At 47.3% G+C, this 12448-nt stretch carries 11 protein-coding genes; 4 read left to right on the top strand and 7 right to left on the bottom strand.

Annotated elements, in window-relative coordinates:
• Nucleotides 1-5 precede the first annotated feature (5 nt).
• The gene (acpS, locus tag GO493_RS26215) at nucleotides 6-386 is read left to right on the top strand and encodes a holo-ACP synthase (protein ID WP_157309206.1); all 381 of its coding nucleotides are present in this window, start codon (nucleotides 6-8) and stop codon (nucleotides 384-386) included.
• Nucleotides 387-397: 11 nt separating this feature from the next.
• Nucleotides 398-1699 (top strand): phenylacetate--CoA ligase family protein, encoded by a 1302-nt coding sequence (locus GO493_RS26210; RefSeq protein WP_157309205.1) that lies wholly within the window; start codon nucleotides 398-400, stop codon nucleotides 1697-1699.
• Between the two features lie 3 nt (nucleotides 1700-1702).
• On the opposite strand, the gene GO493_RS26205 is transcribed toward GO493_RS26210, so the two are convergent.
• The 3 genes from GO493_RS26205 to GO493_RS26195 form a co-directional block, all read right to left on the bottom strand.
• Nucleotides 1703-2098 (bottom strand): hypothetical protein, encoded by a 396-nt coding sequence (locus GO493_RS26205; RefSeq protein WP_157309204.1) that lies wholly within the window; start codon nucleotides 2096-2098, stop codon nucleotides 1703-1705.
• 11 nt (nucleotides 2099-2109) lie between these two features.
• Nucleotides 2110-2328, bottom strand: coding sequence for a hypothetical protein (locus GO493_RS26200; RefSeq protein WP_157309203.1), 219 nt, complete (start codon nucleotides 2326-2328; stop codon nucleotides 2110-2112).
• A gap of 139 nt (nucleotides 2329-2467) precedes the next feature.
• A complete protein-coding gene (locus tag GO493_RS26195) occupies nucleotides 2468-2914 on the bottom strand; it encodes a DUF6702 family protein (RefSeq protein WP_157309202.1) in 447 nt (148 codons plus the stop codon).
• 151 nt (nucleotides 2915-3065) lie between these two features.
• Between GO493_RS26195 and GO493_RS26190 the strand changes: the two genes are divergently transcribed.
• On the top strand, nucleotides 3066-3659 hold the full coding sequence (locus GO493_RS26190) for a HupE/UreJ family protein (RefSeq protein WP_157309201.1): 594 nt from the start codon (nucleotides 3066-3068) through the stop codon (nucleotides 3657-3659).
• A 42-nt stretch (nucleotides 3660-3701) separates the two neighbouring features.
• The gene (locus GO493_RS26185) at nucleotides 3702-6026 is read left to right on the top strand and encodes a M1 family metallopeptidase (protein WP_157309200.1); all 2325 of its coding nucleotides are present in this window, start codon (nucleotides 3702-3704) and stop codon (nucleotides 6024-6026) included.
• A gap of 58 nt (nucleotides 6027-6084) precedes the next feature.
• Here GO493_RS26185 and GO493_RS26180 read toward each other — a convergent pair whose 3' ends face one another.
• The 4 genes from GO493_RS26180 to GO493_RS26165 form a co-directional block, all read right to left on the bottom strand.
• Nucleotides 6085-6267 (bottom strand): hypothetical protein, encoded by a 183-nt coding sequence (locus GO493_RS26180; RefSeq protein ID WP_157309199.1) that lies wholly within the window; start codon nucleotides 6265-6267, stop codon nucleotides 6085-6087.
• Between the two features lie 16 nt (nucleotides 6268-6283).
• The gene (locus GO493_RS26175; protein ID WP_157309198.1) at nucleotides 6284-7159 is read right to left on the bottom strand and encodes an SPFH domain-containing protein; all 876 of its coding nucleotides are present in this window, start codon (nucleotides 7157-7159) and stop codon (nucleotides 6284-6286) included.
• Nucleotides 7160-7501: 342 nt separating this feature from the next.
• Nucleotides 7502-9091, bottom strand: a complete 1590-nt coding sequence (locus GO493_RS26170) for a SusD/RagB family nutrient-binding outer membrane lipoprotein (protein WP_157309197.1) — start codon at nucleotides 9089-9091, stop codon at nucleotides 7502-7504.
• 11 nt (nucleotides 9092-9102) lie between these two features.
• The gene (locus tag GO493_RS26165) at nucleotides 9103-12222 is read right to left on the bottom strand and encodes a SusC/RagA family TonB-linked outer membrane protein (protein ID WP_157309196.1); all 3120 of its coding nucleotides are present in this window, start codon (nucleotides 12220-12222) and stop codon (nucleotides 9103-9105) included.
• Nucleotides 12223-12448 lie beyond the last annotated feature (226 nt).

Genomic DNA, 12448 nt, shown 5'->3' with positions numbered 1-12448 from the left:
AAGAAATGATCTACGGAATAGGCACAGATATCGTGGATGTAGAACGGATAGCGGGAAAGCTAGCCAAGGGGAGCGGTTTCCGTGACCTGGTGTTTACTGCACAGGAAATTGCCTATTGTGAAAAGCAGGTACATCCAGCCCAGCATTATGCCGCACGTTTTGCGGCAAAAGAAGCGTTGCTCAAAGCACTGGGTACCGGCTGGGGGAATAATGGGGGTGTGAATTTCAACGAAATAGAGATCAGCCATACAGAAACCGGAAAACCCGTCTTACAGCTGACAGGCGCTGCTGCCAGTCGTTATGAAGCGCTGAAAATTAAACAGATCCTGGTTTCCCTGTCACATATTACAAGTACAGCCGTTGCTACGGTGATTATAGAAATCTGAAAACAGAAGCCATGTATATACCTAACATAGAACTGCAATCAAAAGCGACTATCAGGCAATTCCAGGAAAAGGAAGTACTGCATCTGCTGGGTTACCTGCGTGAGTTCTCTCCCTTTTACCGGAACTGGTTTGTACAACATGGCATTCAGCCTTCTACCGTAAAATCATTGAATGACCTCTGGCTGATCCCTCCTGTCAGTAAAGAACACCTGCAGGAACAGAACTGGGATTTTCTTTGCGTGGATAAAAGTAAAATAGCTGAATATACCACTACTTCGGGTACGCTGGGGCGCCCTGTAATATTGGCGTTGACGCAGAAAGACCAGGAGAGGCTGGCGTATAATGAATACATTTCATTCTGTTGCGCTGATGGTACAGAGAATGATATTTACCAGCTGATGCTGACACTAGACCGGCAGTTTATGGCGGGGATGGCGTATTATAACGGCATACGTAAGCTGGGAGCAGGAGTGCTGCGTGTAGGGCCGGGTGTTCCTTCCCTGCAATGGGAGAACATCCGCAGGATACAGCCTACTACTATTGTAGCTGTGCCTTCCTTCATTGTTAAGCTGATCGCCTTTGCAAAAGAACATGATATAGATATCAATGCATCTTCCGTGAAGAAAGCTGTGTGTATAGGGGAGAATATCCGTAATGCAGATTTCTCCCTGAACGTGCTGGGGAAGAAGATTACAGAGCAATGGGATATACAGCTGTATTCAACATATGCTTCTACAGAAATGCAGACTGCGTTTACTGAGTGTAATGCCGGTACGGGCGGGCATCATCACCCGGAATTGTTATATGTGGAATTGCTGGATGATAATAATCAGCCGGTGGGGCCGGGGCAGGATGGTGAGGTGACCATTACTACGCTGGGTGTGGAAGGCATGCCATTGTTGCGTTATAAAACAGGCGACATTTGCCGTTACTTTGAAGAGCCTTGCAGCTGCGGGCGTCATACAATGCGGTTATCGCCAGTGATTGGCCGGCGGAAGCAGATGATTAAATATAAAGGCACTACTCTTTATCCGCCTGCTTTGTTTGATTTGCTGAATGATATGGAGGAAGTGAATGAGTTTGTTGTGGAGGTGTTTTCAAATGAGTTAGGTACTGATGAGATATTGTTGTATTTGTGGCCTGTGGCGGAATCTGAGGACATTGACAGGAAGATAAGGTCTTATCTGCAGGCTAAGCTGAGGGTGATACCGCAGGTGAAGTATTGTTCACAGGGGGATATTATGAAGATGCAGTTTCCGGAAGGGAGCAGGAAGCCTGTGAAGTTTGTGGATAACAGGATTGGTGGTAATTAAGAATTACCACCAAGTAAATGTCTCTTTTAGTTCCATGATCAATTCTTTGACAGCAGATAATTGTACCTGTTGTCTGATTTCTTTCAAATCTTCTTTTTTCTCATTGCTGATATAAGCATCTTTCAGCAGCATATCGATTCTTTGTATGGCCGATAACTGTGTCCTATGCTGTTTTCTCTTTCGCAAGTAATAGCGGAAATTATTTACTGTTGTGCTCAATATCGATTTGAGTAATAGTGTAAATGGTGGCGCCAGTATAATAAGCCATGATTTATATATGTTGCTGTCTGGCAGGTTTTCAGCAAGTTTTACGAGGATTATCCCTCCGCCGATACTGGCAATATCTTCCCGATTACTTGCAATGGTGTCATACAGAGATTGTTTGGTTGTATCTGTCATACACCACAGTGTTAGCGTTCAAGAAAAGTATTTGCAAAATGCATAACCCTGTCATAGTCATTCTTTTTCCCGTCAGTGTATAATTCAGCGACTATACCATGTCGGTTGGTAATTTTTATTTTCTTTTTCCATGGCCAGTAAACTTCAATTATAAGTTTAAAGATTGGCAGGAATGGAAGCACTAAAAGTCCTATGGCTATAGCCATAATAAGATTGTCTGTAGTGAGCATGATTGTTTTTGGTTGGTTATACAAATACCCGAACATTGTGGAATGGCGGGTGTTAACAAACTAGTTATTCAAATGTAGTAAAGTCTTTTAAAACAACAAGAAAAGTTTGAGAATTTTTCTTGAATATAAAATACCCTTATCAAAACACTATATCTGCCTCCATTTTGGGATTATCCAGTTTAGTACTTTTTCTCACTTCGTTCACGATGACATGTATCATGTTGATCTGGTTGGGATGTTCATCGTATAAAATATCGTTTCTGACATGTGCACGTTTAAAGGCAGGCACCTGTTCTGCTGCTAAAAAGCACCAGGCGGCTTCTTCTTCTATTTTGTAGCCCAGGTATTGCAGCTTTACGGGTTTACCGTCTATGGTGATGAGCAGATGTTTGCCCAGGTAGGCAGCTATCAGGCTATCCATTTTCTGTTTGCTGGCAGGATGGATGATATCCAGCGGAGCTTTGTATTGTTTTTTCAGTGCATTTTCAAGGTCGTCAGCGAAGATCCTGCAGCTTACTTCCAGTTCCTGTTGTGCTTTATTATGCCTGATCTCTGTGACGCTGACATAAAAGGGATGCAATGCCATGCATGCCGTAAAGAACCATTTAAATAATAATACCCCCACTTGCCGAAAAAATTTTAATTATTAGGTTGTCCTTTGTATAATTACCAAAAGTAACAACAAAAGGTAATATAACAGTTTAAGCTTTTGAGACGATAAGCAACAAAATCAGGTAATGGATGAGTTTGTGATGTATTTTCAGATGGGATGGCAGCATATAGTAGCCTGGGATGGCATTGACCATATCCTGTTTATCATGGCTTTATGCGCCATTTACCTGCTGGAGGACTGGAAACAGGTACTGGTGCTGGTCACCGCTTTTACGATAGGGCATTCCATAACACTGGCATTGAGCGTAACAGATGTTGTATATGTTAAGAGCAGCCTGATAGAATTTCTGATACCGGTCACCATTTTTGTAACAGCGTTTTCCAATGTGGTCAGGAAACAGGATAGAAAACCCGCCAGGTTGCAACTGAATTATTTTTTTGCCGGGTTTTTCGGGCTTATTCATGGAATGGGATTTTCGGGTTACCTGAAAAGTCTGCTGGGGACGCAGACAAATATTATAAAACCGTTACTGGCATTTAACCTGGGACTTGAGTTTGGCCAGGTCCTGGTGGTAACGGGAGTTCTTTTACTAGCCGGCATTGTCGTAAATATTACCGGTGTTAAACGGAGGGACTGGAATATGTTCCTTTCCTCTGCTATCTTTGGAATTGCATTTATGATGGCCGCAGAAAGGCTACAGGAATTGATGGTTAAGTAGGCAGTATCAACCAGCTGCTACCTTTGAAATACAGTTTTGTTTATGAGAAAAAAATCCTTTCAACTGGCGCTGGCCCTGAGCTTTATGGCAGCCATAGCACAGGCGCAGAATCCGGGTTCCAATCATGGTAACCGCTTTGAACAGCTGGGCACTATGCTACAGGACCCCAACGTATACCGCTCTGCCTCCGGGGCGCCCGGTCCTAAATACTGGCAGCAACGCGCAGATTATGACATCACTGCCACCCTTGATGATGAAAAGCAGAAGCTGACAGGGGCAGAGACAGTTACTTATTACAATAACTCGCCGGACCCGCTCACCTACATCTGGCTGCAGCTGGATGAGAATGAACATGACCCGAAGAGCGACAATAACAGCTTTGATGAAAGCTCTATGTCTGACAAGATGAGCATGCGCAGTGTGAATGCGCTGCTGGGCAATGCAGACAGGGAGTTTGGTGTGAAGATAGTAAAGCTGACGGATGAGAATGGGAAAGCGCTGCCTTATACCATCAACCAGACCATGATGCGTATAGACCTGCCGCAAGCCTTACAGCCGGGTCAGAAGTTCCGTTTTAAAGTGGAATGGTGGTACAACATCTCTGACCGTATGGTACAGGGAGGCCGTGGTGGTTATGAGTATTTTGCGGAGGATAAGAACTACCTCTATACTATCACCCAATGGTATCCGCGTTTAGCAGTATACTCTGATTTTCAGGGATGGCAGAATAAACAGTTTACCGGCCGTGGGGAATTTGCCCTTACATTCGGCAACTTCCGTGTAAGCTTCAATGTTCCTGCAGACCATGTGGTAGGCGCTACCGGCGAATGCCAGAACTATAAGGAAGTGCTCAGTCCTGCGCAGTTTCAGCGCTGGCAGCAGGCGCAGACCACCAAACAGCCGCTGGAAGTAGTGACGCTGGATGAAGCGAAAAAAGCGCTTGCAGGGCATGCTACGGCCAGGAAAACGTGGGTGTATGAGGCACAGAACGTGCGTGACTTTGCCCTGGTTTCCTCCCGCCGCCTGGTATGGGATGCGCTGGCTACCAATGTGGAAGGAAAGAAAGTAATGGCCATGTCGTACTATGGTCCGGAGGCCTATCCGCTTTACAACCGTTACTCTACCAAAGTAGTGGCGCATACACTGAAAACATATTCCAAGCATACCATTCCGTATCCTTACCCGGTAGCGATCTCTGTTGAGGCTGCAAATGGTATGGAATACCCGATGATTTGTTTCAACTATGGCCGCGCTGAAAAAGACGGCACCTATTCTGAAGCTACCAAGAACGGTATGATAGGAGTGATCATTCATGAAGTAGGGCATAACTTCTTCCCGATGATAGTTAACTCTGACGAGCGCCAGTGGAGCTGGATGGATGAAGGTCTGAACACTTTCTGCCAGTTCCTGACAGAACAGGAATGGGATAACAACTTCCCTTCCAACCGCGGACCTGCCCATAAGATTACCGACTATATGAAAATGCCGAAAGATCAGCTGGAGCCTATCATGACCAATTCAGAGAATATCATCCAGTTTGGGCCTAATGCTTATGCAAAGCCGGCCACTGCACTGAATATTCTGCGTGAGACCGTTATGGGAAGGGAGCTGTTTGACTTTGCATTCCGTGAATATGCGCGCCGCTGGGCATTTAAACATCCTACACCGGCAGATTTCTTCCGTACCATGGAAGATGCCTCTGCAGTTGACCTGGATTGGTTCTGGCGCGGATGGTTCTATGGTATAGAACCGGTTGATATTGCTATTGACAGCGTGAAATGGTACCGCCTGGATACTAAAGACCCTAATGTGAGCAAAGCAGAAGCTAAAGCCAAGTATGACAGGAATGCGGAGCATATTGCCCGTACGCGCAACAAGGCAGCGGGAGTGCCTTTTGCAGTAGACCAGGATACCAGCCTGCAGGACTTCTACAGCAAATGGAACCGTTTTGAGGTAACAGCGGAAGATAAGGCAGATTACCAGAGTTTTTATGCTGGTTTATCGCCCGAGGAGAAGAAGCTGTATGACAGTAAAAAGAACTTCTATGAAGTGTCTTTCTCCAATGTTGGGGGGCTGGTAATGCCGCTGATTATAGAATGGACATTTGCTGACGGTACAAAGGAGACAGACCGTATTTCAGCATATATCTGGCGTAAGGATGAGTTCCATATAACCAAAGTGTTTGCTAAGGATAAGGAAGTAGTGGCGGTTAAGCTGGACCCTCAGCGTGAGACTGCTGATATTGATGAGGCTAACAACAGCTGGCCCCGGGTAGCAACTCCTTCCCGTTTCGAGATGTTCCGCCAGAAGGAAGGTGTGCGTGGTGCATCGACAGGGGGGAACCCGATGCAGAAAGCGAAAAAGTAACAAAGCGGTTTCAATACATACAAGAGGGGCTGACTCAGATCTGAGTCAGCCCCTCTTTTTATTTCTTTCCCGGCTTCTCTTTATTCTCTTTCTTCACTGCTCTGCCGGCATCTTTAAGGGCTTTGTGAATGATCCATTCCATTTGCCCGTTGACGCTCCGGAACTCGTCTGCGGCCCATTTTTCAATCGCATCATAAGTCTGGGCATCGATCCTCAATACAAATGTTTTCTTGTCCGACATGCGCCTGATTTACTGGTTATTGATGCAATGTACCGGTATTTACCACTGGTGCTACTTTTGATTCGCCACATAATACCACCAGCAGGTTGGATACCATTGCTGCTTTACGTTCTTCATCCAATACTACGATCTCTTTTTCAGAAAGTTTTTCAAGGGCCAGTTCTACCATACCAACAGCACCTTCCACTATTTTTCTGCGGGCAGATACTATAGCGGTGGCCTGTTGTCTTTGCAGCATAGCGCCGGCTATTTCGGGAGCATATGCCAGGTGGCTGATGCGGGCTTCCAGTACGGTGATACCTGCTGGTCTCAGCCGGTCGTTCAGTTCCTGTTCCAGCATTTCATTCACTTTATCTCCACCATCGCGGAGGGTGATATCCCCGGCATTTTCTTCATCTTCCATCCTGTCATACGAATAGCTTACTGCCAGGTGGCGTACCGCGGCTTCGCTCTGAACGTTTACGTACTGCATGTAGTTGTCAACCTCAAAAGAAGCTTTGTAGGTTTCACTTACTCTCCATACGATTACCGCTGCTATTTCAATAGGATTACCCATTTTATCGTTCACTTTCAGCTGCTGGCCGTTATGGTTGCGGGCGCGGAGGGAGAGGCCTGTTGTTTTGTACAATGGGTTCACCCACATAAGCCCGTTCTCTTTTACTGTGCCTATATATCTGCCAAAGAAGGTAAGTACCCTTGATTGATTGGGGTTTACGATGATAATGCCTTTTACCAGGAATATAAAGGCGATAAAGAAGATCAGGGCTGCCCAGAAGTAAGGGAGGAATCCTGTACTTCCCAGCTGAATGAAGAAATAGAAGGAGGTAGGGAGGGCTATCAGGGCAAGGATGATAGCGAGGTAACCGGAAACAGGTTTGATGATCTTTTCCATATAGTGTTGTTTTGATATCAAAATGATATTAAAAGTAATCAAAAGGATTTGAATGGGGAAATTTATTTTGGGGAAGTTTAGTGCGGAGGGAACTGCTCAAAAAATTGGGTTTCGCCGAAGGCGAAACCCAATTTTTTGAGAGTGAAAGATTGGCCTGCGGCCGGCTAAAAAATAAGTTTTTTGTAGGGAAGTGAAGTTTGTTGAGAGGGGGAGGTTGACCTGCGAAGCTAAAAAAATGTGTTTTTAGAGAGGGGGGCGGGGATAAATATAAAAGCCGGACCTGAAGAGGCCCGGCTTGTTATTTGCTGCTTTTTTATAGCGGTATAGATGGCTATACGAACCTTACTGCTTGTCCCACCATACATGGGTGGTCAATGCATTTGTACCTTGTCTTGTAATGGCTTCCTGGTAATTTGTTGGATTGGCTGCCGCCTCGGTGGCAGGGTATAACATACGGCGGGGAATTTGTCCGCCGGTGGCGTTGCCCGGGTAATTCACCGGCACCAGCGTGGGATAGCCGCTTCTGCGCCAGTTTGCCCAGGCCTCATACCAATCCAGCAGGCATGCCGCCCAATATTGAGTATTGATCTGGTTATAACCGTTAGCTGCATCGAAAGGATGAGCAGCCAGGTAGGTCTGTATCTCTGTTGCTGTGATAGTAGCGCTGCCGTCATACTGAGCCAGCTGCTGCATGGCGGCTTCTACACCTTTTGCGTAGTGGTCTGCCGCGGAGAGAGGTCCTACATTCCATCCTCTTAAAGCTGCTTCAGCCAGCAGGAGCTCTACCTGTGAATAGGTAAGCAGGAAAGTGGGCCCGTTCAGCTTGAGCAATACATTCTTGTTAAGCACTGAATAGTTTTTCAGGTCTCCCGGGTAACCTGGTGCTTTGGTGATATCAGTAGGGCTGTTGCTGCCGTTGGTGTCGTAACCATTGGGCATGCCTATCTGATCTGCCGGCGCTTCGCTGCTGCTTGAGGGGACTATTGAAATGTATTGCAGGCGGGGATCGCTGTTGTTTTTCAGGAAGTCAATGAAGGTTTTGCTGAGGCTTGCCTCTCCCGGTGTGTTGATGGCGTTCCACTCGCCCGAAAGGATGTTGCTGTTCCTGTTCACGGTGGTCCTGCCGCCGGAGGCATCGTGCAGAACGTAGGCGTTTTCGCTGTTGGAGGAGATCAGTCCTCCTGCAAATGCTTTTTCTGCCCATGTTTTAGCGGTAGCCTCGTCTCTTTTGGTCATGCGCATGGCCAGGCGCAGCATCAGTGAATAAGCCAGCTTTTTCCAGTTGGCGGTTACTGTAGCTGCGTTCACGGAACCGCCTTTGTTGTAGATCAGGTCTCCCTGGCCGGGAACCACTTTGCTGGCATCCAGGGCTGTTGCTGCTTCTTCCAGTTCTTTCAGCATATCCATATAGATATCTTTCTGGGCGTCGTACTTAGGTGTGAAGATGCGGTCGCTATAGCCCAGGCCTGCCTCTGAATAAGGCACGTCTCCATAGATATCTGTAAGGCGCTGGAAGATCATTGCACGTGCAATACGGCTGATGTTGTGCAGGTTGGACTGGTAAGCATCGTCTTTTGTAACGCGGATCACATCGGTGATATACTTGATCTGATCAGGGTAGGCGCGTTCAAAATAGGCGCTTGCCCAGCCATCGTTCTGTATGTATTTATCGCCTGCATACCAGCTGACGTTAGACAGCTGCTGCATCATATTGGCGCAGTAGATGATGTTTACGCGCCAGGTCTCGTAGCTGTAATCGCTGTTGCCGGTAAATTCCAGCACGGCGCGGGAGAAGTTGTATTCTGGTACACCGCTTTCTTCGCCGGCTTTGTTATTGTCAGTGTTTATGTCTTCGAAATGTTTGGTACATGAAGGCAGCAGCATCAGCGAAGGAATACATACTGCCAGTATCTTTTTATGAATGGATCTCATGATGGCGGATTTTAGAATTTAACATTCAGGTTCAGACCGAAAGAACGGGTTGTTGGCAGACCGGCATATTCCAGGCCCTGGGCATTGGTATTGCTGTAGTTGGACTCAGGGTCAATGTTAGGCGTGCTTTTCTTAATGTAGAAAAGGTTGCGGCCTACCAGTGATACGCTGACACCCTGCAGCTTGTTGTGGAGGGCGCTCCTGGAGAAGTCGTACGTAAGGCTTAAAGACCTGAATTTGATAAAGTCTGTTTTATATACATGCAGTGCGGAGATAGTGGCCAGTTTAGTATAGTAGGTCTGGGCGTCTATTGTGTTGGTCACTTCCTGGCCGGCTTCGTTCACACCTTTTACGGTGACACCGTCTTCACGGCCTGGGAGGGTTTCCTTGTGCAATCCGTAGCTGTAGGCGTTGGCGTTGGTGCCGGAGTAGATATGTCCGCCGGATTTGAAATCTATGAGGAAAGAGAGATGGAATTTACCATAAGATATTTCGTTGTTCCATCCGCCGGTCCACGGAGCTACGCCCGTACCATTTGCTATCAGTGCGTCTGTGCGTTGAGGCAGTCCGGAAGCGTCTACCACGAGATTGCCTTTGGTATCACGTTTGAAATCGTATACCATGATCTGTGAGTAAGGCATGCCTACCACGTGGTTGATGTAACCAGCTTCTGTGCGTGATTCGCCTCCTTCTACCAGCATAGATTGCTGGCCTTCTGCAAGCTGGATCACTTTGTTCTGGTTATGGGCAAGGTTTACGCTGGTGGTCCAGGTGATCTTACCTGTTTTTACGGGGCTGCCGCCTACCAGTAACTCGATACCTCTATTCTGCAGTTCACCTACGTTTACCAGTGCGCTGGTGTAACCGGAGCCGGATGATACGGTAGCCGTTACAATGTCGTTCGTAGCTTTTTTATCGTAGTAGCTGAAGTCTGCAAATATGCGGTTGTTCAGTAGTTTCAGTTCGATGCCTGCTTCCAGCTCTTTTACTTTGAGTGGTTTCAGTGCTTTGTTGGGGATTTTGTTATCTATGTCTCCAAGTGGAACACCGTTGATGGTATTACCCAGGGTACTGTAGTACAGGGCCGTTTTGTATTCTTCAGCATCGCCACCTACCTGAGCAAAGCCTGCTCTTACTTTACCGAAGCTGAGCCAGTGGGTTTTGATGTTTTCAGAGAATACGTAGGAGAGGCTGGCGGAAGGATAATTATAGGAGTTGTTTCCTTTAGGCAAGGTGCTGCTCCAGTCGTTACGGTCAGTTACTGTCAGGTAGAGTGTGTTGTTCCATGCCAGTTCTGCTGAACCGTACAGGGAATGTACTTCTTTGTTGAATTCCTGTATGGTGGCGTTCTTGGTGGCAGCGGTAGATGGGTTGTATACAAATGGGAAAGCGAAGTTGGAAGCGGTCACGTCGTTGACCCTGTCTTTTTTCTGTAACAGGTTGCCGCCGGCATTTACGCTTAGCTGTAGTTTGCTGCTCAGGTCTTTATTTACGCCTATCAGCACATCTGAGTTCATTTCATTGAACAGGCGGTTGCGTTCCAGGTCCAGGCTTCCTTTAGGGCGGTAGGCGGTACCTGTGGGCGTGATGGAAGTAGCGTTGAATGCGTAATAATCGTTCGCTACGCGCGCCTGTACATACAGCCATGGAAGGATGTTGTAGCGCAGGCTTGTTACGGCCAGTACGCGGTCTTTCTTCGTGTTGTTCATGAACCTGTAAGCGGCAAAGTAGGGGTTGGTGCTGAACAGGTCACTGCTGTAAACAGTTTCGTTCATCTGCTCATCGTAGCCGGGAGCCAGGTAAGAGGCTTTTACGTTGGCCGGCAGGAAGGCGATACCATAGTTACCATTACCGGGAGCATCGCTGAGGTTAGAGCGGTTGGTAGTGATCTCTTTTGCATAGATCACATTTGTTTGTCCGCTCCACTTTTCAGACAGTTTATAGTTGAGGTCAATATTTACGTTGTTACGGATGTATTGTGTGTTGGGATATATACCATGGCTGCGCAGATCGCCGAGGGCTACGCGGTAGGTGGTCTTGTCGCTGCCGCCTGCTACTGCCAGTGTATTACTGAAGGTAGAACCTGTTTTGTAGAAGTCTTTGATGTGGTTGCCCTGTTTTGAGTAGGGGTGTGCCACACCGTCAAAGAGTACTACGTTGGATCCATCCATTTTTTCTCCCCAGCTTTGCAGGCCGCTGTTCAATGCTGACTGTTTGTCTGTAGGACGGAAGCCTTTCAGGCCCTGGCCGTAGGTATCCTGGAAGTCCAGGAAGTCATTTGCTTTATCTATGGTGACGTTACTGTTCCACTCTACCTGCATCAGTCCGGCTTTACCGGATTTGGTGGTAATGAGTATTACGCCGTTCACGCCGCGTTGTCCGTAGAGTGCGGATGCTGCTGCGCCTTTCAGTATGGTCATGTCTTCTATATCGTCAGGGTTGATGCTGGATATCCCGTCACCCAGGTCAGTACCGCCCCATTTGCCGGCGGAGCCGAGGTTGGTGTTGTTCATCGGGATGCCGTTCACTACATACAATGGCTGGTTGTTACCACTCAGGGAGGAGTTACCCCTGATGGTGATGCGGGAAGAGCCGCCGGGACCGGTAGAGGGAGGGGTGCTGTTAACGCCGGCTACGCGGCCTTCCAGCGCGTTGGCCACGCTGATCTCACGGGCTTTGGTCATGTCGGCGCCCTGTACTTTGGAAACGGCGTAACCATTGGCGCGGGCTTCTTTACGTATGCCCAATGCCGTTACTACCACTTCTTTCATACTGGAAACATCTTCCTGTAATGTGATGTCAATAGAGGTCTGATCTCCAGCTGCTGCTTCCCTGGTCTGATAGCCCAGGAAGCTGAACACAAGCACGTCTGAGGAAGATTTAATGTTGATAGCGTACCGTCCGTCAGAGCCGGTTACGGTACCTGTAGAAGTTCCTTTTACCAGTACGTTTACGCCTGGTATGGGGTTGCCGGTGGCATCCTTTACGATCCCCCTGATCTGTTTTTGTTGCCTGATGCTGAAGAAAGGCGATGAAGCAGCAACCGCTGATTGCGTGCTTTCAGCAAGCATGAGCCCCAGCATTACACCTGCGGTAATGCATGCTTTGTTTAAACGTAGTTTACGTTTCATAGATACCCTTTTGGATGATTAGAATAGCTTAACTTAACCGCATAGCAGTGGCTTCCGGATGCGTATGCAGCCGTGCATTTCTCAGAAGCCATTAACTATATCTGATTGATATTTTTTTGGTTGATGAGCGGCAGCATAGTGCCTGCCCGTACATTTTGTTATGTACTGATCAGGTTCATTCGATTATTACTTTTAAAAATTACATGTTCATTACGTGATACGCTTA

The sequence above is a fragment of the Chitinophaga tropicalis genome, assembly GCF_009758205.1.
Classification (GTDB): Bacteria; Bacteroidota; Bacteroidia; order Chitinophagales; family Chitinophagaceae; genus Chitinophaga; species Chitinophaga tropicalis.
The sequence above is the reverse complement of the archived record's forward strand: the minus strand, read 5'-3'. Positions and strand labels throughout refer to the sequence as shown.